Raw genomic sequence first — 19,594 nt, forward strand, 5'->3', positions numbered from 1 at the left:
TTCCGCGGCCGTGGCTCAACCGTCGCGCTCGGCTCCGATGAGGACGAAGGCCATCGTGGCCGGTTCGTCGCTGTGGTTGCGCCAGGCGTGCCGGGTGCCGTTCTGGATCACGATGTCCCCGGCCGAGAGCCGGGTGCAGTGGCCGCCGTCGAGTTCGAGGACGATCTCGCCCTGCAGCACGATGCCGTAGTCCACGGTCGGCGTCGTGTGCATGCCGTCGGGCTCGATGAGGTCTGCGATGCCGGGCGAGTCGGCCCGTTGCTCGCGGTCGAAGGCGACGGGGTCGAACGCCGGGTCGGCCAGCGCGGTGTCCGGCGGGAAGGTCAGCACGATGAACCGTGTGCCGCCGGGAGCCGGGAGCAGGTTCGTGACCTTCGGCGTGGGGTCCTCCCCGGTTCTGCTGACCTGCGGGCCGGGCTCGGTGGCCCAGGGCAGGCGGGACACCCAGCCCGGCAGACTGGTGAACTCGCGGCTGCGTGGGACGGGGCCGTCGCTGATGACGACCGACTTGCCGTTCTCGTCGTGTCCGGTGACGACTCTGCGCATGTCTCGCATGTGTCTCTCCTCGGTCGGGCCGCCTGTAGAACCCGCTTGTCCGTTGGGTCAGTTGAGCCGGCCGCCGTGGGGCTCGGTCGGGGCCTGGAGCACGGTGGTCCAGGCGTCCAGGACGTCTGCCACCGTCGGGGCGGGCGCTCGGAGCAGGCCCGATGCCACTGTGCGGACGAGCAGCCGATGCCGGTCGTCGGTGAGGTACTCCACGGGGGACTTGCCGTCCACGCGGGCGAGCAGCAGGGCCGGGAGGAGCGATGCGGCTCGCCCCTCGATCACGGCCAGGGGCTCCCAGTCGACGCACCGGAGGTATTCCTCGGCCAGTACGCGGGCGGATCGCAGCAGGTCGGTGCGCCGCCCGTGCAGCACCAGGCTCTTGAGCAGCAGATGGTTGATGCAGAAGGCCAGGTCGAAGGCCGGATCCCCGTACCAGGCGCACTCGGCGTCCAGCAGCACGGGCCCCGACGGTCCGACGAGGATGTTCTTGGGGCTGACGTCGCCGTGCACCAGGGCCAGGTGTGTCGCGGCCGTACGGTCGGCGAGGGTCTGGAGGCGGTCGCTCAGGCCGGGGTGTGCGGCGGCGGTGGCCAGCAGGTACGGCTCGATGCGCAGCGCGTGGAAGTTGTCGTCGGTGGCGAACTCCGTGGCGAGGGCGGCGTCGCCCGCGCTCGCTGTGTGCAGGGCGCCGAGCGTTTCCCCGACGGCCGCCGCGGTCGCCGGCCGCACCTCGCCGGCCAGCAGTTGGGCCTTCCAGGTGGGGTAGCGCTCGGGGGGCAGGTACGCCATCGCGAAGAGCCCGGCTTCGGGGTCATGGGCCAGCAGTTCGGGCACACTGTCCGGCCGGTGCCGGGAGGCGAAGCGCATCCACGCCCATTCGTAGGCGTTGCGCGACACCGGCGCGTGCCAGTCCGCCGCGACCCTGAGCTTGGCCAGGGCGCGTTTGACGCACAGGGAACGTCCTGGCAGGTCCACCCGCCACAGGTCGGACGAGACGCCGCCGGCCAGGGGCGTCCAGCGGGCCGCTTCTCCTGGTGCTGCGAGCTTGTGGGCGACCAGGAAGTCGGACAGGGCGGGGTCCGGGCTCGTCTGCGGGGCGGTGGGGTTCATCGCCGTTCACCTCTGCCCGGTGGTCAGCGAGCGGGGGCTGTTGCAGGCATGGGCGGGCGCCTCGCCGGCCAGGATGCGTACGACCTCCTCGGCCGCGCGGCGGCGCAGTTCGGCGACCGAGGCGTCGGAGGAGAAGGCGACGTGCGGAGTGAGGAGTGCGCCCGGCTGGTCCAGCAGTCGTGCGGGGACGGTCGGTTCGCTCTCCAGGACGTCGAAGGCGGCGCCGTCCAACTGCCCGCTGTCCAGCGCCTTGACGACGGCGTCGGTGTCCACCAGGCCGCCGCGGCTGACGTTGACCAGCAGGCCGCCCGGCTTCATCAGGGCCAGTTGCTCGGGGCCGATGAGGTGGTGGGCGCCGGGCGTCAGCGGTAGGTGCAGGATCACCACGTCGCTGTGGCGCAGCAGTTCCTCCAGGTCCGCCGGCTCCACTCCGGGCGCGTCCCTGGGTGGGTGCGGGTCATGGGCGAGGATCCGGCAGCCGAAGGCGCCGAGCTTGCGTGCGGTGGCGCGTCCGATGCGCCCGTACCCGACGATGCCGCAGGTCAGGGTCGACAGTCGGCGCAGCCGGGCGCTCGCGGGGCGCCAGTGGCCGGCCCGGACGTCCCGGTCGAACAGGGCCAGGCCGCGGGTCCAGGCCAGCACCATGCCGACGGCGTGGTCGGAGACCTCCTCGACGCAGTAGTCCGGCACGTTGGTCACCCACACGCCGCGCTCGGTGGCGGCGTCCACGGCGATGTTGTCGAGTCCGACGCCGAGTCTGGCGACGATCCTCAGCTCCGGTGACGTCTGGACCGCGGTGGCGGAGACGGGCGCCCAGCAGGTGAGGATCCCGGCGGGCCGGTGTTCGGCGACCAGGTCCTCGACCGCCTCCGCGGAGGCGGGTTCTGCGGGGCCGGTGACGAGGATGTGGCCGGCCTTCTCGATGACCGATCGCTCGACGGAGTCGTCGGGCCAGGCGTGGTCGGTGAGCAGTACGGCGCCAGGGCGGCTCGGTGGTTTCATGGCAGGTCGTCCTCGCAGAGTCGTGCGGCAGATGCGGACGGCCGGGCGTCCCGCCCGGTCGCGTCCGGTCAGCAGGTTCGGTTGTCACCCGGAGCGCGGCCGACGGCGTTGTCCGATGGCCGTGGGCCGCTGTGGGCGAGGTGGAGAGAGCCGGTGGTCTCGGGTCGGATGCCGGCGCTCGCCGACTTGTGGTCGGTGAGGGCGCCGCGGTGGGCCCCTGGAACGGGTCACGAAATGCCGGGGCATGTCGAATCACTCTGTCACAGCCACGCGATGCTAACGATAGCACTCGGAGTCTTCGACAGGTCAAGCGTGCGACGTACGCGCCGGTCGTCGACGCCCCGCGGCAGGCCCGCCCGGAAGCCGAGGCGCCCGGTCACCCTGGGGAATTCAAGGGCATCCGAAGAAATCCGGTGACGCACCTTGACGCGCCGGGGACTTCCCCTCATGGTTTCTGCCAACGCCGACCCCGTGGCGACAAAAGGTCCGCACGAGGTCCGGCTGTCGAAGACTCCATAGCCACGGATGTCCCCGACAAGCGATTCACGGCTGAATTCCGCATGCGGCGTCCGACCGCGCGTCAGCCCGTCGCCCCCATTCCGTCAGTCGGCGGCCCCATCGCCGTATCCGGCTGAATCACGCCCGCGTTCGACTCACCGCTTCTCGTCATCGCCGTACGGCCCCGTACCCGCGATGAATCCGCCGCGGCCTGCCCCGGCCCACCACTTCCCAGGAGCCTCCATGTCTCAAGCAGCGCAAGTCGACGTCAATGCAGTGCCCGCTGAGGGCGCCCGGGAGAGCAGCCGGTCGCCCGTCTCCCGGGTCATGATCGCAGTGGGCTTCCTGCTGGTGGTCCTCTCCTACATGGTCAACGCGATGGACCGTCAGGTCTTCCCCCCGCTCCTGCCCGACATCCGTCAGGATTACGGGTTCTCGTTGGAGCAGGGCGGGCTGCTGGCGACGAACTTCACCCTCGGCATGGCCCTGGCCGGCCTGCCCGCCGGTTATCTGCTGGACCGCTTCCGACGCAAGACCGTGCTGCTGGTCAGCATCGTGATCTATTCCGTGGGCACGATGGCCACTCCGCTGGCGACCGGTTTCGCCGACATGACCCTCTACCGGGTGGTCTCGGGCTTCGGCGAGGGCATGCAGTCCGCGGCCGTCTTCGCCGCGGTCGGGGCCTTCTTCGCACATCGGCGGGGCCTCGCCTTCGGCGTCATCGGCGCGGGCTACTCCATCGGCGTGTTCCTCGCCCCGCTGATCGGCGTGCAGCTCATGAGCATGCACGGCACCTGGCGCTCGCCGTTCTATCTGTTCGGCACGGCCGGGCTGCTGATCGCCGCCGCTTCGCTGTTCCTGGTGAAAGCCGGTCTGACCGAGCAGTCGACCGCGAAGGCCGTCTCGACGAGGACCTACGAGTTCATGCCGGCCTCCGCCTACAACCGCAACACCATCGCGCTGGCGGTCCACTCGGTCGTCAGCGGTGTGGCCGTCTACGGTTTCCTCGGCCTGTACCCGACGTACCTCATCACCTCGCTGCACTACACCGCGGGGCAGGCCGCACTCGCGATGAGCCTGCTCGGCTTCGGCGGCATGACGAGCGTCCTCGGCGGCTGGCTCGGCGACCGCATGAACCAGCGCAACCTGCTGATCGCGAGCCTGTCGGCCGTCTCGGTCATCGCCGTGTGCATCTACGAGACACAGGCCGGCGTCGGCGTGCAGTGCGTGTTCGCCTTCCTCATGGGCGCCTTCGGGCTGGGCTTCATCTATCCCAACAGCAACAGCGCGATGCAGCGGGCCGTACGCCCGGAGCAGATCGGACGCGCCGCCGGCCTCTTCGTCACCAGCTACTACGGAACGGCAGCGTTCTCGGGCCTGCTCTTCGCCGCCCTCGTGGACTCCTTCGGCTGGAGCCGGGCGGGGTTGTTGCAGGTGACGGTCCTGCCGCTGGTGGGCGTCGCCGCCCTGGTCTTCGTCCATCCCTCGCGGTTCAACAACGCGGTCCGCTAGCGAAGCCCGACCGGGGCCCTTCCGGCAGGACAGCATGCACCCCCCTGGACGTGCGCCGGGCCCGCCACCGTCGAGCGGTGGCGGGCCCGGGGCACGTGGCCGTCCGGCGGGCGTCCGAGGTCAGCGGTTCTCGGCCACCACCGGGTTGCGCAGGACGCCGATGCCCTCGATCTCGACCTCGACCTCGTCCCCGGGGCGGATCGGTCCCACGCCGGACGGCGTGCCGGTCATGATCGCGTCTCCGGGCAGCAGCGTCAGATAACGGCTGAGATAGCTGACGATGTCGGGAACGGCGAGCAGGAGGTCGGCCGTGCTCGCCGATTGCTTGACGATGCCGTTCACCCGGGTTGTCAGCGCCAGTCGTGACGGGTCGAGAGCGGTGGCGACGACCGGCCCGAGGGGCGCAAAGGTGTCCTGCCCCTTCCCTATCAGCAGCGTCCCGAACGCGCTTTCCCTGCGTTGGACGATGCGGTCGCTGACGTCATTTCCGCACGTATAGCCGAGGATGTATTCATGGGCCTCGGAAGGCTTCACATGACGGGCCTCCTTTCCGATGACGACAACCAACTCGCCCTCGAAATGGATGAGTTCGCCATCCGCCGGGTAGACGATGGCGTCACCCGGTCCGATGACCGCCGTACTCGGCTTCATGAAGCACACGGGAACTTCCGGAACCTCGCGGTCGGTCTCGTCGATGTGCGACGCGTAGTTGTAGGCGAATCCGAAGATCCGGGGCCGGTCGAGCGGCGGGAGAATCACCACGTCACCGACTTCGTCGGCGTGGCCCGTGGGGGACAGCCCGGTGTAGGGATCGCCTTCGTATCGCGCGATCCTGGCGTCACCCGCTTCCAGTTCTCCGTAGTGACGCTCGCCGCCGACGGCGTACCTGACGATCCGCACGGGCACCTCCGCAACTGGGCAGCCGGGGACGGCTGCACGGTCCATCCAGCAATGCTAACGTTAGCACAACCGAATGGATCAGCTCCGACCCCAGCCTGGACGACCACGGAGCGCGACGATGAATGCTATCGTTGGCATACGGAAAGTGGCGGCACGGGACCAGTGAGTCGAGGGGGACCCTTTACGTGATCACGACCAGGGACATCGCCGAACGCCTCGGGATCTCCGTCTCGACCGTCGGCCGGGCACTCGCCGACGATGCGCGGATCAGCGAGGAGACCAAGTTCCGGGTCCGGCAGGCCGCTTCGGAGATGGGGTACGTCGGAAACCGCGCGGCGCGGATGATGCGGGGCGCGTCCAGCAATGTGGTCGCGCTGGTGATCCCGGACATCCGCAACAGCTTCTACTCCACCATCGCGCACGAGCTGTCCAAGAACATGGAGGCCGAGGGCTTCCAGCTGATGCTCTCGGAGACCGACGACGACCGGATGGTGGAGCTGCGCCATCTGCGGGAGCTGTCCGCGAACCGTGTGGCCGGCGTCATCATCGTGCCCACCGCACGCCCGCACAACGAGTCCGTCAAGCTCCTGCGCGCCCTGCCGCACCTGCAGTTGCTGCGCCGCCACCCCTCGCTCGGCGCGCAGTGGTTCGGCGTGGACGACCACGAGGCGCTGCGCCAGGCCACGGCTCACCTGGTGACGCTGGGCCACACCCGCGTCGCGTACCTGGGCGGCCCCGAGGAGCTGCCCACCGGCACGGAGCGGCTGCGCGGCTTCCGCACCGCCCTGCAGGAGGGCGGCCTTCCGGTCGATGCCGGGCGCGCGGTGCTGGGGCCGCCGTCGTCGGTGCACCACGGGCGCGAGGCGGTGCGCCGGCTCCTGCGGGAGCCGGCGGCGCCCACCGGGCTCGTCCTGGGGTCGATCCAGCTCACCCTGGGCGTCCTGGAGGAGTTGTCCGCGCAGGGCGTCGAGGTGCCCGGCGACCTGTCCGTGGTCGGGTTCGGGGACGAGCCCGGCTTCTCCTGGTGGGGCCCCGGGCTCACCACGATCGGCCTGCCGATCCAGGAGATGGCGACCGGCTGCGCACTGTGGCTGCTGCGCCGGCTCAAGACCAAGGCGGGCAACGACGGTCCCTACACGTCGGTCTCCCCCGGATCCCTGGTCCTGCGCGGCAGCACGGCGCCCCCCGGCGGAAGGGCTCCGTCCCCGACCGGTTGAGCCGTGGACGGGACCGCCCGCACTCGCGAAGGCTCCCGGAGCATTGCGTTCAGGGAGCCTTCGTGATGTCGGCGCCCGCTCAGGAACCTGGCCGGCTCAGTACGTTCCGTCGCGCAGCAGGCGCATGACGCGCGCCGTGCGTGCGAGTTCGTCGAGCACCTGCTCGGCCGCGGCCTCCTGTACCTTGCCGGGCCGGAAGGCGCCGTCCTCGACGAGTTCACCGACGAAGGGGACGCTCACGGTCGGACCGATCGGCAGCATTCCGAGGTTCGCCACGACCTGCTTGCCCGTCTGCACCGCCCGGGTGCCCGCCGAGACGCCTCCGTAGCTGACGAAGGCCGCCGGCTTGTGCCGCCACTCCACGACCAGGTAGTCCCACGCGTTCTTCAGCGGCGCGGGGAAACTCCCGTTGTACTCCGGGGTGACGAAGACGAACGCGTCCGAGGCGTCGACGATCCGGCTCCATGCGCGGGTGTGGCTCTTCGTGTACCGCTGGAGCGCGGGGGGATGCGGCTCGTCGAGGAAGGGCAGGGCGAGTTCCCGCAGATCGACGGTGTGCGACACGAAGTCGTCACACTCCGCGGCGCGCGCGATGAACCAGTCCGTCACGGATCTGCCCACCCGTCCGGGGCGCGTACTGGCCACAACGGCGGTGAGGGTCATGGGCGTCGCCGAGGACTCGGGGGCCATGTCGGGCTCGCTTTCCTGTAGGGGCGTGATCCGGTCCGGCGGGCCCGCCCCGACCTGTGCTGTCCGTCCGTTCAGGAGGAGCGGGCCCGCCGGAGTTCCTGCCGGACATCACCGGCAGTGCGAACGATAGCACTAAGGACTACGAAGGCCGACGAGCTCAGAATGGGCATTGCACTCGCGACATTCGCCCACCGCACGCCTCTTGACAGAGCCGCCGAGTCTGCGCACGATTGCGCTATCGTTAGCACTGCGGAAAAGTCGCAGACAGGCCAGGCTTCGGCGACGCCGAGCGGCCCGCTCCGATCCGGATGCCGCCGCACGAGGTCCGTCGCCGCCCGTCAGCCGACGAGGACATTCCGGCCACCCGGCCGCAAGGACATTCCTCCCGCAGTGACCCGCATGACCGCGGGACCTCCCTCACCGCCTCGACGTCCCGACTCCGAAAGGTTCCACCGCTATGACAGACGCGCGGATCGCCGAGCTCTACGGACGCAGGGTGTGGGACTCACGCGGCCGGCCGACCGTCGAGGTCGAGGCCCGCCTCGCGGACGGCGCGATCGGGCGGGCCATCGCGCCGGCGGGCGCGTCGACGGGCCAGGGCGAGGCGCTCGACCTGCGCGACGGCGGCGACCGCTTCGGCGGACTCGACGTCCGTCGCGCGGTCGGCTCGGTGAACCTGGAGATTGCGCCCGCACTCCTGGGCCTCGACACGACCGACCAGGAAGCCGTCGACCGGCTGCTGGTGGACCTCGACGGCACCCCCGACCGCAGCCGCCTCGGCGGCAACGCGATCGTGGCCACGTCCATGGCGGTCCTGCACGCCACCGCCGCCTCGGCGGGCGTACCCCTGTGGCGGCACCTGGCCGGCGGCCGACCGGTCCGCATCCCCCTGCCGGAGATCCAGATCTTCGGCGGCGGCGCGCACGCGGACCGTCGCGTCGACGTACAGGACTTCATGGTGGTCTGCCCCGCGGCACGCAGCTTCGCCGAGGCCCTGGACTGGACGGCGGAGATCTACCGGGCCGCCGGAAGCCTGATGCGCGCGGCGGGCAAGGCACAGGGCGTGGCCGACGAGGGCGGCTTCTGGCCGGCGTTCGACACCAACGAGGAGGCTCTGGAGACGCTGACCCTGGCCATCGAGACCGCGGGCTTCGCGCCCTCCGCCCAGGTCGGCATCTCGCTGGACGTCGCGGCCTCGCAGTTCGGCAGCGGCGGGCGGTACACGCTCGCGCTCGACAACCGCACGCTGGACACGGCGGCGCTGATCGACCTGCTGGGCGACTGGATCGAGCAGTACCCGATCCTGTCCGTCGAGGACCCGGTGGGCGAGGACGACCACGAGGGGATGGTGGAGTTCACCCGGCGGTACGGCCGGCGCTGCCAGGTGATCGGCGACGACTACCTCGTCACCGACGCCAAGCGGGTGGAGGCGGCGGCCACCGACGGGGCGGCGAACGCCGTGCTCGTCAAGCCGAACCAGGCGGGCACGGTCACGGAGGCCTTCCAGGCCCTGCGCGCCGGCAAGGAAGCCGGTTTCGGCACCATCGTGTCGGCCCGCTCCGGTGAGACCGAGGACGTCACCATCGCCCATCTGAGCGTCGGCTGGGACGCCGGCCAGTTGAAGGTCGGCTCGTTCACCCGCTCCGAGCGAATGGCCAAGTGGAACGAGGTTCTGCGGATCGAGGAGTCACTCGGAGATTCCGCGGAATTCAGCGGCTGGTCTGCTTTCGCTTCCACCGTGTCCAAGTCCTCCACGAGCAGGCCGTAAAACGCCTTCACGGCATTACATTCATCGAAATCAAGAGCCGATCGGAGCACGGAGACCAGCATGCTGCCACCCGTCAATCTGCGCCCGAGTTTCAACATCACCCGCTCCAGCCACGTCCGTCTCACGGTGGCCGATCTTGCGGAGAGCCGGAACTTCTACGTGAACGCGCTGGGGCTCGTCGTCAGCGACGAGGACGAGCGCACCTGCCACCTGCGCGGGCTGGGCGAAGCCTGCCACCACAGCCTCGTCCTGGAACTCGACGAGGAGGGCGCGGGCACCTGCCGCAGGATCGGCTTCCGGGTCTTCTTCGACGAGGACCTCGATCTCGCGTACGCCTGGTTCCGTGAGCGGGGGCTGCCCGCCGAGTGGGTCGAACTCCCCTACCAGGGCCGCACCCTGCACGTCAGCGACCCCATCGGAACGCCGCTCGAACTGTGCGCGCACATGGAGACCCGGCCGCGGCTGCACATCGACTTCGCGCAGCACAAGGGCGCCCACGCGCAGCGCCTGGACCACTACCAGATCTTCGCGCCCGACACCTACGAGCTGTGCGCGTTCTACAGCGAGCTCGGCTTCCGCAACTCGGAGTACCTGGAGCACGGCGACAAGCTGCTCGGCGCGTTCATGTACCGCAAGGGCACCTGCCTCGACCTCGCGATCGTCGAGAACACCGGACCCGCCCTGCACCACTTCGCCTACACCGTCTCCGAGAGCCGCGACATCTTCAGCGCCTGCGACTGGGCGGGCATCCTCGGCTACGGCGACGGAGTGGAGCGCGGCCCCGGCCGGCATGGCCCGGGCGGGATGCTCTTCGCCTACCTCCGCGACCCCGACGGCCACCGGGTGGAGGTCTTCAACAGCCACTACCAGACCATCGACACCGAGGTCGAGCCCGTGCGCTGGGACGCCGCATCGCTGAGCACCAACGCCCGGTGGGGCCTGCCGGCTCTGGAGAAGTGGTATTTCGAGGCATCGCCGTTCACCGGCGTGTCCCGGACCCCGCCCGCCGAGCCGCCCAAGCCGATGTCGCTGGAGCGGTTCCTGCTCGAGCAGCCCTTGCCCTGACCCTTTCGCATCGCCGTCCCTCAAGGAGACGCCATGGCACGAGTCCCCTATCTTCGCCGCGAGGACGCGGACGCATCACTCAAGCCCCTCTACGACCGGCTGGAGACCGAACGCAAGGTACCGACGGCGAACATCTTCCTCGCCCTCACCCATGCGCCGACGCAGCTGGACGCCTTCCTGACCTACGCCAACTCGCTGCGGGCCGCCGACCTCAGCCCGAAACTGCGTGAGCTGGCGATTCTGACCGTGGGACACGCGACGAGGTCCGCGTACGAGGTCGCGCACCATCAGTCGCACGGCCTCAAGGCCGGGCTCACGAAGGAACAGCTCGCGGCAGTGGCCGACTTCGAGTCGTCCGACCGTTTCGACGAGCGGGAGAAGGCGGTCATGCGCCTCGCCAAGGAGTCCACCCTCCGGGTCGATGTGTCCGAGGAGGCCTGGCGCGCCGCCGCAGAGCACCTGACGGACCAGCAGATGGTCGAACTGTCCTTGTCCATCGCCTGGTACAACTCCGGCGTCCGCGTCATGGGTCTGCTGGGCATCGACCTTGAGGACAACTACCCGCACCCGTTCCCGAATTCGTAGTTCTCGGCGCCGTACGGCTTATCAATTCAGGAGTATTTCAATGGCGAAAATGCTCGCTGCCCGACTGCACAAGCTCGGTGAGCCGATGTCCGTGGACACGATCGATGTGCCCACACCGCGGGCGACAGACGTGCTGGTGCGGGTCGAGGCCTGCGGAATCGTGCCGAACATGGCCAACGTGATCAACAACTGGCCCACCTGGTACCCACATCAGCCGCTCCCCGAGCTGCCTGCGATCTTCGGCCTGGACCCCGCGGGCGTGGTCGAGGCGGTCGGCGAGGCGGTGCTCAACACCAAGCCCGGCGACCGGGTCTATGTGAGCCCGCTGCGCTCCTGCGGCAGCTGCCAGGTGTGCCGCGGCGGCGAGTTGAGCCGGTGCCGCCATTTCACCCTGAACGGCTACTTCAGCACCTCCCACGACGGCCAACGGATCTTCGACCTCTACCCCTACGGCGGCTTCTGCGAGTTCATGACGGCGCCGCAGTACTCGATCGTCAACCTCCCGGACAGCATGACGTTCGAGCAGGCCGGCAAGCTCGGCTACATCGGCACCTCCTACGGGGCCCTCGCGCACGCGGCGGCCGGCCCCGGTCAGGTCGCGCTGATCGACGGCATCACCGGCACCCTCGGCGTCGCGGCCACCCTCCTCGCGCTGGCCTCGGGGGTCTCCAGGGTTCTCGGGACCGGCCGCAACGAGGAGTTGCTCAAGCGGGTCAGGGAGCTGGCCCCGGACCGGATCGAGGTCATGCGGCTGGGCGAGGGCTCCACCGGCGAGTGGGCGAAGTCCCGCACCGGCGGCGAAGGTGCGGACTTCGTCATCAGCGCGCTCGGCGCCAAGGCCCCGGTGGAGACGATGCTGGACTCCCTGCAGGGCGTCCGCCGTGGCGGAAGAGTGGTCAATGTCGGCGGCGTGGCCGACCGGCTGCCCGTGGACGTGAAGTGGCTCATGGACGAGCAGGTCCAGCTGATCGGCTCCAACTGGTTCACCACCGCGCAGGGCCAGCAGGTCGCCGACATGGTGGCCACCGGGACCCTGGACGTGTCGTATCTGATCACCAAGCCCTTCCCGTTGTCGAAGGTCAACGAGGCGATCTCGGGTCGCGCGACGGACCACGACGGCGGATTCAGCAACTACGTCGTGATCCCCTGAACCGCGGATCCCCCCGTACTCACCCCGCGGCCGTCCTGTTCTGCCCTGACAACGCCGCGGGGTGTTCATTCCCGGCAGGAGGACGGAGGAGCCGATGGAGCTGCGCTGGCTGGAATCGTTCGTCGTCGTGGCGGAGGAACTGCACTTCGCGCGGGCCGCGGACCGTCTGCACCTGGCACCGTCGGCGCTGAGCGCCCAGGTCAGAGCGCTGGAGTCGCATCTGCGCGTACGGCTCATCGACCGCGGACGGCGTACCCGTCCGGTCCTGACCAGCGCCGGGCGGCTGTTCCTCGAAGAGGCACGGCTGACCCTCGCCCAGGCCGCCCGGGCCGAGACGGTGGGCCGCCGCGCCGGCCGCGGCGAGCTGGGGCACGCCCAGATCGCCTACGTCGCCTCGGCCGCCTTCTCCGGGGCACTGACCGACGTCCTCACCCGCTGCGCCGCCCCCGGAACCGAACTCACGCTACAGGTCCGCGAGTTGGAGACACCGGCCCAGCTGGAGGCGCTGGCCTGCGGGGACATCGACGTCGGCTTCCTGCGCTGGCGGCCGGAGTATCCACCCGAGGTCACGGCGACCTGCCTGCTCACCGAGGACGTCGTCCTGGCGCTGCCGGCCGGCGCGCCACTGGCGGCGTACGAGGCGGTGCCGGCGGCGCAACTGCGCGACGAGAACTTCGTGGCCCCGCACTTCGACGAGGAGTACGGCTGCCGCGACCAGATCTTCGAAGTGGCGCGGCAAGGGGGCTTCAGTGCGCGGTGCGCTCCCCCGGTGCGGGACTTCATCGCCGCTCTCACGCTGGTGGGCGGTGGTCTCGCGGTCGCTCTGGTCCCCGACTCACTGCGCCGCGTGAGCATCCCGGGGGTGGCCTACCGTCCGCTGGCGGACGTGGCGCTGACCACCCGGCTGGTCGGCGCCTACCGCAAGGGCGAGACCTCACCCGCGGTTCGCGGCGTGATCCGCCGACTTCGCCAGGCGGCTGCCGCCACGGTCGCGGCCGGCCGGCGGCCCTGATTCCCAACACACGGAGAAGACACATGACATCGTTCAAGCGCGTGGGCGTCGTCGGCGCCGGCCAGATGGGGCGCGGCATCACCGAGGCGTGCGCCCGGGCGGGGCTGCAGGTCACCTTGTGCGACGTGTCCGAGGACCGGGCCCGCGCGGGTCTGGCGGGCGTGGCGGACTCCCTGCTCCATGCGGAGAAGCGCGGCACTCTCACGCCGGAGGAACGGGCACATGCCCTGGCCGGAATATCAGCCACCGCCGACCTCTCCCAACTCGCCGAGGCCGACGTGGTCGTCGAGGCCGCCACCGAGAACGAGCAGGCCAAGACCGCTCTGTTCCGGCAGCTCGACAAGGTGGTCACCGACCCGGCCGCCGTACTGGCCAGCAACACCTCCTCGATCCCCATCGCCCGCCTCGCCGCCGCGACCGGACGGCCGCAGGCGGTGGTCGGCCTGCACTTCTTCAACCCCGTGCCGGTCATGCCACTGGTCGAGATCATCCCGTCGCTGCACACGTCGAAGGACACGGAACTGCGCGTGCGGGCCTTCGCGGGCGAAGTCCTGGGCAAGAGGACGATCGTCGCCCAGGACCGGGCGGGCTTCGTGGTCAACTCCCTGCTGATCCCCTACCTGTTGGCGGCGGTGCGGATGGTCAGTTCCGGCACGGCGACAGCGGACGACATCGACACCGGGATGACCGCCGGCTGTGCCCACCCCATGGGCCCGCTGCGCCTCGCCGACCTCATCGGTCTCGACACCGTGGCAGCGATCGGCGAGGCGCTGTACGAGGAATACCGCGAACCCCTGTACGCCCCTCCCCCGTTGCTGCGCCGCATGGTCGAGTCGGGGCTGCTGGGCCGTAAGTCGGGAGAGGGGTTCTTCAGCTACCGGGCGGCCTGAGGCGCGGTTCCCCGCGATGCCGGTCGGCCGGATCCGGTTGCGCCAGCCGTGCGGACCGCGTCAGCGGACCGTGCGGCGGGCGGCGACTTCCCGGTCAGCGGAACGCCGCCTGGCCGGTGAGGGCCTGGCCGACGACCAGGGTGTGCATCTCACTGGTGCCTTCATAGGTCAGGACGGACTCCAGGTTGTTGGCGTGGCGCAGCGGCGAGTACTCCAGGGAGATGCCGCCCGCGCCGAGGATCGTGCGGCACTCGCGTGCGATGGCCAGGGCCTCGCGGACGTTGTTGAGCTTGCCGACGCTGATCTGCTCCGGACGGATGCGCCCCTCGTCCTTGAGGCGGCCGAGGTGCAGCGCGAGCAGGGCGGCGCCGCCGAGGGACACCGCCATGTCGGCGAGCTTCTTCTGGGTGAGCTGGAAGGCGCTGATCGGCTTGTCGAACTGCACCCGGGAATCGGCGTACTCGATGGCCGCCTGGAGCGCGTCGCGCCCCGCGCCGACCGCGCCGAACAGGATGCCGAAGCGGGCCTCGTTCAGGCAGGACAGCGGTCCGCGCAGGCCCTCGGCGAGCGGCAACTGCGCCGCATCGGGCAGGCGCACGTTGTCGAAGTACAGCTCCGAGGTGATCGAGGCGCGCAGCGACATCTTCTGCTTGATGTCCTGCGTGGTGAAACCCGGTGTTCCGCGCGGCACGAGGAAGCCGCGGACGCCGTCCTCGGTCTGCGCCCAGACGGTGGCCACGTCGGCGATGCCGCCGTTGGTGATCCACATCTTGGAGCCGTTGAGGATCCAGTCGTCGCCGTCGCGGACGGCCCGGGTGCGCATCCCGGCGGGGTTGCTGCCGAAGTCCGGCTCGGTCAGCCCGAAGCAGCCGATCGCCTCACCCGCCGCCAGCCGGGGCAGCCACTCCCGCTTCTGATCCTCCGAGCCCCACTTCCAGATGGAGAACATCGACAGCGAGCCCTGCACGGACACGAAGCTGCGGAAGCCGGAGTCGGCGGCCTCCAACTCCATGCAGGCCAGGCCGTAGCCGACCGCGCTCGTGCCGGCACAGCCATATCCCTCCAGATGCATGCCGAGCACGCCCAACTTGCCCAGCTCCGGGGCGAGTTCGCGGGCGAAGTGAGCGTTCTCGAACCACTCCCCGATGTGCGGGCGCACCCGGTCGGCGAGGAACCTGGCGACGGTGTCCTGGATCTCGCGCTCCTCGTCGCTGAGGACGGAGGAGAAGTCGAGCAGGTCGAGAGGGTCCTTGATCGGCTTGCGGCTCATGGTGGGCTCCTGGTGGTCGTGAGGGTCGGTTCGGCAGTGGCGGTGTGCTCCGGGAACGGTCATGTGGCCGCTCCCGGCGGCGCGGGGGGCTGATGGGACAGGCGGTCGAGGATCTCCGCGGTGTGCTCGCCCAGGCGGGGCGGCGGCAGTCGGTACTGCGCGGGTGTACCGCTCAGGGCGATGGGGCTCGCGACCTGACGGGAGGATCTGCCCTGGGTTCCGTCGGCGGGGGCGGCCGGGATGTCGACGATGCCGGGGAGGCCGAGCTTGTGGGCGAAGTCGAATGCCTCGTCGAGGGTGTTGACCGGTCCGGCGGGCACGCCCGCGGCCAGCAGTACGGCCGCCCAGTGGTCGGCGCCGGCGGCGCGCAGCCGTTCGGCCAGGAGGTCCCGCAGTTCGGCGCGGTGGGCGACCCGGTCGGTGTTGGTGCGGAAGCGGTCGTCGAGCGCGAGCCCGGGCTCGCCGACGGCATCGGCGAGCGCCGCGAACTGCCGGTCGTTGCCCACCGCGACGGCGATGGGACGGTCCGCGGCCGGGAACGTCTCGTACGGGGCGATGCTCGGGTGCGCGTTGCCCATGCGTCCCGGAACCACCCCCGCGACGGCGAACGCCGACGCCTGGTTGACCATGGCGGACAACAGCGAGCCGAGCAGGTTCACCTCCACCCGCTGCCCCTGCCCGGTTGCGTCCCGGTGCCGGAGGGCGGCGAGGATGCCGAGCGAGGCGTGCAGGCCGGTGATCACATCGACCAGGGCCACGCCTGCCTTCACCGGTTCCCCGTCGAGCGTCCCGGTCACGCTCATCAGTCCGCCGACGGCCTGCACGAGCAGGTCGTATCCGGGGATCGCGGCGCCCGCGCCGCCGCCGAAACCGCTGATCGAGCAGTAGATCAGCTCGGGGCGCCGCGCACGGAGTTCGTTGTGTCCCAGGCCCAGTCGCTCCATCGTGCCGGGCCGGAAGTTCTCCACCACCACGTCGCACTCGGCGACCAGGGCACGCGCCTGTTCGCGGCCGGCGTCCGTGGTCAGGTCCAGTACGACCGACCTCTTGTTCCGGTTGACGCTCAGGAAATAGGTCGACGTGCCGTCGTGGTCCGCGGGAGGTCGCCAGGCCCGCGTGTCGTCCCCGGTGCCCGGCCGCTCGACCTTGACCACGTCGGCGCCGAGGTCGGCGAGGAGCATGGTGGCGTACGGCCCGGCGAGGACCCGGGAGAAGTCGGCGATGCGCACGCCGTCCAGCGCGCCCTGTCCCGCTCCGTCGATCGTGCCGGCCCATCCGTCCGGCACGTTGTGCTGGGTGCTCACACGCTCTCCTCTCTGATCGTCCTGCCCGGTCGTGGCTCGTTGCCGAGCCGGTCCCGTGGGCGGCCTCGTGAGCACGGTGCGGTGACGGTGACCGGAAACAGGTGATCGGAATCCGATGTCCCCCTCACCCTGGCCCTGCCGCGAATCGCCGGTCAACGACGTGCCGACGCATCTTTGTGCGCGGAAAACGTTGCATCCGCCGAGGTCAGAACTGGTTGCACGGCGCTACTCTCGCCCCCGGGCGGTCGCGATCACGGGTCGGCACCCGAGTGGACGGCGAGCGTGCCCGGTTCTCCACGGACCGGCCCACCGGCAGGGCCAGTCCGGCGGGCAAGGGCAGTGTGCGCAGGCCGGTCTGCCAGGGTGAGCAGTGCAGCACGCCTTGCAGGTAGAGCGCGCTGACGAACAGGGCGCCGGACCGGGCGAAGGTCATCAGCGCCAGGCTGGAGGCCGCTGCTCGCAGGCCGGGGCGGCGCAGCACGGGCGCGACGGCAGCATGGGGTGGGTGCAGCGGTTCTGCTGCCGGGCGAATGCCGCCAGGAAGACGGCGGCCGGACCAGCCCCGCTGTCATGACGGCGGGGCTGGTCCGGCCACGGGCGGGGGCCTCGATGACCGCCCACATCAGAGTGAGGAAGCCCGTTGTGGGAGACGCGGTGCAGCGGGGTGCGGCCGCTCGGTCGCGACCGCACCCCGCTGCGTCGGACTACGCCCGGCTCCACCTCTGGGTGGCGTTGCCGAGAGCCGTCCACAGTTGCACCTTCGAACCGTTGGCGGTACCCCAGTTGGTGACGTCGATCGCCAGGCCGTTGGAGCGGTTGACGACCGATCCGTCCAGGCGGAACCACCACTTCTGGCTGGTCTTGCCGTTGCAGCTCCACAGGATCAGCTTGGTGCCCGCGGTGGTGCCGTCACCCTCGGCGGCCAGGCACTTGCCGGAGACGCGGAGTTCGCCGGCGGTGGTCTGCGTGATGGTCTGGTTCGCGTTCCCGGAGCAGTCGTAGATCTGTACCTGCACGCCCGTCTGTCCGGCTGGGACGTCGAGGCAGCGGCCGGAGTTGGCGCCCTTGAGGGTGAAGGCGCCGTCCGTCGGCAGCGGGTCCTGAACCAGTTGCCACTCCTGCGAGTCGTCGGCCGCGGCGTTCGTCGACGCGTCGATCGCCGTGCCCAGCGTGACGGCGCCGTTCGCGGTCGCGCCGGTCATGAAGAGGCTGGTGTCACGGACCGACCGGAGCTTGTAGTAGCCGTCGGTCGAGGGGACGAGGGTCCACTGCTTGTCGGTCGCCCCGTCGTCGACCCACTGGGCGAGCTTCTGCCCGGCTGTGGCGCTGCCGGTCCAGACGGCGACCGAGCGGCCGCCCGCCTTGTTGAGCAGGGTGACATCGGAACCCTTGGCCGTGGTGTGCCAGCGCTGCGAGTCGTCGGCCGCGTCCCGGTTCTTGAGGACGAGGTCGGGGACGTTGCCGGTGAGGTTCGCGTCCTGCGTCTTGCCGGCGTCGGGGCTGAGGACCTGACCGGTGGCACGGTTGACGAGGGTGTAGTAGGCGCTCTGGGTGGAGCGGCCGAGGTCGACCTCGGCGTAGCGCACGGGACCGACGCCCTGGCCGCTGAAGTTGGCCTGGAGGATGAGGACGCGTCCCGTGCCCTCGACGTACTGGAGGGTGCGGCTGTATCCGGCGATGACCGGTGTCTGGTACTCCTTCCAGACGCCGTCGCTCTTACCGGACTCGTTCACCCAGACGCTGCCGCTGCCTGCGGCGTCGTAGGCGATCCGGCCGTCGGGCAGCTGGACGAGCACCGGGCTGCCGCCCACCGACAGCGGGTGGCCCCCGGAGGGCACGGGCAGGCTGGTGACGCCCTGGTCCGGCACCGTGTTCGGGTAGAACTTCAACGGGTCGTCCGCGAGCCGGTACCGGGTGTTCGTGACACCGCTGACCCAGTACTCGTAGGTGAGCAGCCATTTGCCGTCGGTCGTCTGCGCGATCGTCGTCATGCCCGGGCGTCCGTTGCCGATCAGGGTCTTTCCGCCCAGGTTCTCGGTCGTGCCGGGGACGTCGACGATCGGCTGGCTCCAGGAGGCGCTGCCGTCCCAGGTCCGGTGCACGAGGATCTGGTTGCGGGAATCCGTGGCCGTGTCGTCGTCCGGGTCACGGTTCGGTACGCCGGTGGTGGCGTCGAAGCCGAGGTAGTCGTGCTCGTCGGAGTAGTAGGCGACGAGCTGTCCGTTCCGGGCCATCAGGTACGGCTCCCAGACGGGGTCGGACTGCTGGTAGGTGTTGGCGTTCGACACGCGGCTGCCCTGCCATCCGCCGGCGGCGACGATGTTCAGGAAATTCCACGTCGAGCCGTCGTCGGTGCTGGAGTACAGGGCGATCGCCACGTCCTTGCGGTCACCGTCCCCGTCCGGCGTCCAGTTCGGGTCTGCGGCCTTGTGCTCCCGGTAGTAGGAGTCGTCGCCCGAGACGACGCTCGCGAGAAGCAGCGTGCCGGCCTGGAGCGCACCGACGTTCTGCGGGAGCACATAGAAGTAGGGATTCGTCCAGTTGCTCGTGTACTTCGCGTACTGGGAGTCGCTGGACAGATACGCCGGAGCTTTGACGTCGGACAGCTTCTGCCACGTCGTGCCGTCGTCGTCGCTCTTGTAGACGGGCAGGGTCTGGCCCACCGGGTCGCCCAGGCTGTTCTCGAACGTCGCCACGATGCGTCCGCTGGGAAGCTGGGCCGACTTCGGGTAGAGGACACACGGGGTCTTGTTGCACGAAGCGGCGTTCTGCGCCCCGTACAAGGTGGTCTGGCTCGGCTGATAGGCCGCCGCGCTCGTCGCGGAGGCGATGGCGAGTGCCACGCCGACTCCGAAGGCTGTCGCTGTCGCGAGAGCCTTCTGTGCCCATGTTCGTATCACTGCGGCTCCTCTGATCGTGCAGTGGGTGAGAAACGACGCGGCGCCGGAAATTCGTCCTGTTCCGGCGCAGTCGGCGTTTCACCGGCCGAAATTCATAAACACAACCGCCGACTACCTGTGCGTCAGGGGCGGTTGCTCATCGACGCATTGCGTCCCATGAGACGCAGGCCGGTTC

The 19,594-nt window shown here is 70.0% G+C and carries 17 protein-coding genes; 8 read left to right on the top strand and 9 right to left on the bottom strand.

Annotated features, from left to right (window positions below; all coding sequences use genetic code 11):
• Positions 1-15: 15 nt before the first annotated feature.
• From ACIBAF_RS05930 to ACIBAF_RS05940, 3 genes are read right to left on the bottom strand one after another with little or no spacing between them, the layout of a single operon-like run.
• Positions 16-555, bottom strand: a complete 540-nt coding sequence (locus ACIBAF_RS05930) for a cupin domain-containing protein (protein WP_399461876.1) — start codon at positions 553-555, stop codon at positions 16-18.
• Between the two features lie 48 nt (positions 556-603).
• Positions 604-1,656, bottom strand: a complete 1,053-nt coding sequence (locus ACIBAF_RS05935) for a phosphotransferase family protein (RefSeq protein ID WP_399461877.1) — start codon at positions 1,654-1,656, stop codon at positions 604-606.
• A 6-nt stretch (positions 1,657-1,662) separates the two neighbouring features.
• On the bottom strand, positions 1,663-2,658 hold the full coding sequence (locus ACIBAF_RS05940; RefSeq protein ID WP_399461878.1) for a C-terminal binding protein: 996 nt from the start codon (positions 2,656-2,658) through the stop codon (positions 1,663-1,665).
• A 741-nt stretch (positions 2,659-3,399) separates the two neighbouring features.
• Here ACIBAF_RS05940 and ACIBAF_RS05945 point away from each other — a divergent pair.
• A complete protein-coding gene (locus tag ACIBAF_RS05945) occupies positions 3,400-4,668 on the top strand; it encodes an MFS transporter (RefSeq protein WP_399461879.1) in 1,269 nt (422 codons plus the stop codon).
• Between the two features lie 120 nt (positions 4,669-4,788).
• Here the strand turns inward: ACIBAF_RS05945 and ACIBAF_RS05950 are convergent, their stop codons facing one another.
• Positions 4,789-5,613: a fumarylacetoacetate hydrolase family protein gene (locus tag ACIBAF_RS05950; protein WP_399461880.1), complete on the bottom strand. Its 825-nt coding sequence runs from the start codon at positions 5,611-5,613 to the stop codon at positions 4,789-4,791.
• Between the two features lie 140 nt (positions 5,614-5,753).
• Between ACIBAF_RS05950 and ACIBAF_RS05955 the strand changes: the two genes are divergently transcribed.
• Positions 5,754-6,785 carry a LacI family DNA-binding transcriptional regulator gene (locus ACIBAF_RS05955; RefSeq protein ID WP_399461881.1) on the top strand — a complete coding sequence of 344 codons (1,032 nt, stop codon included), beginning with the start codon at positions 5,754-5,756 and terminating at the stop codon, positions 6,783-6,785.
• 96 nt (positions 6,786-6,881) lie between these two features.
• Here ACIBAF_RS05955 and ACIBAF_RS05960 read toward each other — a convergent pair whose 3' ends face one another.
• A complete protein-coding gene (locus ACIBAF_RS05960) occupies positions 6,882-7,475 on the bottom strand; it encodes an NADPH-dependent FMN reductase (RefSeq protein ID WP_399461882.1) in 594 nt (197 codons plus the stop codon).
• Positions 7,476-7,932: 457 nt separating this feature from the next.
• On the opposite strand from ACIBAF_RS05960, the gene eno reads away from it, so the two are divergent.
• The 6 genes from eno (at position 7,933) to ACIBAF_RS05990 (ending at position 13,945) form a co-directional block, all read left to right on the top strand.
• Positions 7,933-9,243 (top strand): phosphopyruvate hydratase, encoded by a 1,311-nt coding sequence (gene eno / locus ACIBAF_RS05965; protein ID WP_399461884.1) that lies wholly within the window; start codon positions 7,933-7,935, stop codon positions 9,241-9,243.
• A gap of 60 nt (positions 9,244-9,303) precedes the next feature.
• The gene (locus ACIBAF_RS05970) at positions 9,304-10,308 is read left to right on the top strand and encodes a VOC family protein (RefSeq protein WP_399461885.1); all 1,005 of its coding nucleotides are present in this window, start codon (positions 9,304-9,306) and stop codon (positions 10,306-10,308) included.
• A gap of 33 nt (positions 10,309-10,341) precedes the next feature.
• Positions 10,342-10,893: a carboxymuconolactone decarboxylase family protein gene (locus ACIBAF_RS05975; RefSeq protein ID WP_399461886.1), complete on the top strand. Its 552-nt coding sequence runs from the start codon at positions 10,342-10,344 to the stop codon at positions 10,891-10,893.
• Between the two features lie 40 nt (positions 10,894-10,933).
• Complete coding sequence (locus ACIBAF_RS05980; RefSeq protein ID WP_399461887.1) at positions 10,934-12,043, top strand: alcohol dehydrogenase catalytic domain-containing protein; 1,110 nt, start codon at positions 10,934-10,936, stop codon at positions 12,041-12,043.
• Positions 12,044-12,137: 94 nt separating this feature from the next.
• The gene (locus tag ACIBAF_RS05985) at positions 12,138-13,055 is read left to right on the top strand and encodes a LysR substrate-binding domain-containing protein (protein ID WP_399461888.1); all 918 of its coding nucleotides are present in this window, start codon (positions 12,138-12,140) and stop codon (positions 13,053-13,055) included.
• Between the two features lie 23 nt (positions 13,056-13,078).
• On the top strand, positions 13,079-13,945 hold the full coding sequence (locus ACIBAF_RS05990; RefSeq protein WP_399461889.1) for a 3-hydroxybutyryl-CoA dehydrogenase: 867 nt from the start codon (positions 13,079-13,081) through the stop codon (positions 13,943-13,945).
• Between the two features lie 94 nt (positions 13,946-14,039).
• On the opposite strand, the gene ACIBAF_RS05995 is transcribed toward ACIBAF_RS05990, so the two are convergent.
• The 4 genes from ACIBAF_RS05995 to ACIBAF_RS06010 all read right to left on the bottom strand — a co-directional run bounded on the left by ACIBAF_RS05995 (position 14,040) and on the right by ACIBAF_RS06010 (position 19,362).
• Positions 14,040-15,215: an acyl-CoA dehydrogenase family protein gene (locus ACIBAF_RS05995; RefSeq protein WP_399461890.1), complete on the bottom strand. Its 1,176-nt coding sequence runs from the start codon at positions 15,213-15,215 to the stop codon at positions 14,040-14,042.
• Positions 15,216-15,274: 59 nt separating this feature from the next.
• Complete coding sequence (locus ACIBAF_RS06000; protein ID WP_399461891.1) at positions 15,275-16,519, bottom strand: CaiB/BaiF CoA transferase family protein; 1,245 nt, start codon at positions 16,517-16,519, stop codon at positions 15,275-15,277.
• Positions 16,520-16,724: 205 nt separating this feature from the next.
• On the bottom strand, positions 16,725-16,952 hold the full coding sequence (locus ACIBAF_RS06005) for a hypothetical protein (protein ID WP_399461892.1): 228 nt from the start codon (positions 16,950-16,952) through the stop codon (positions 16,725-16,727).
• Positions 16,953-17,223: 271 nt separating this feature from the next.
• On the bottom strand, positions 17,224-19,362 hold the full coding sequence (locus ACIBAF_RS06010; protein ID WP_399461893.1) for an RICIN domain-containing protein: 2,139 nt from the start codon (positions 19,360-19,362) through the stop codon (positions 17,224-17,226).
• Between the last annotated feature and the right edge of the window lie 232 nt (positions 19,363-19,594).

Origin of the sequence: Streptomyces sp. NPDC051677, from assembly GCF_044453465.1 — a bacterium.
GTDB lineage: Bacteria > Actinomycetota > Actinomycetes > Streptomycetales > Streptomycetaceae > Streptomyces.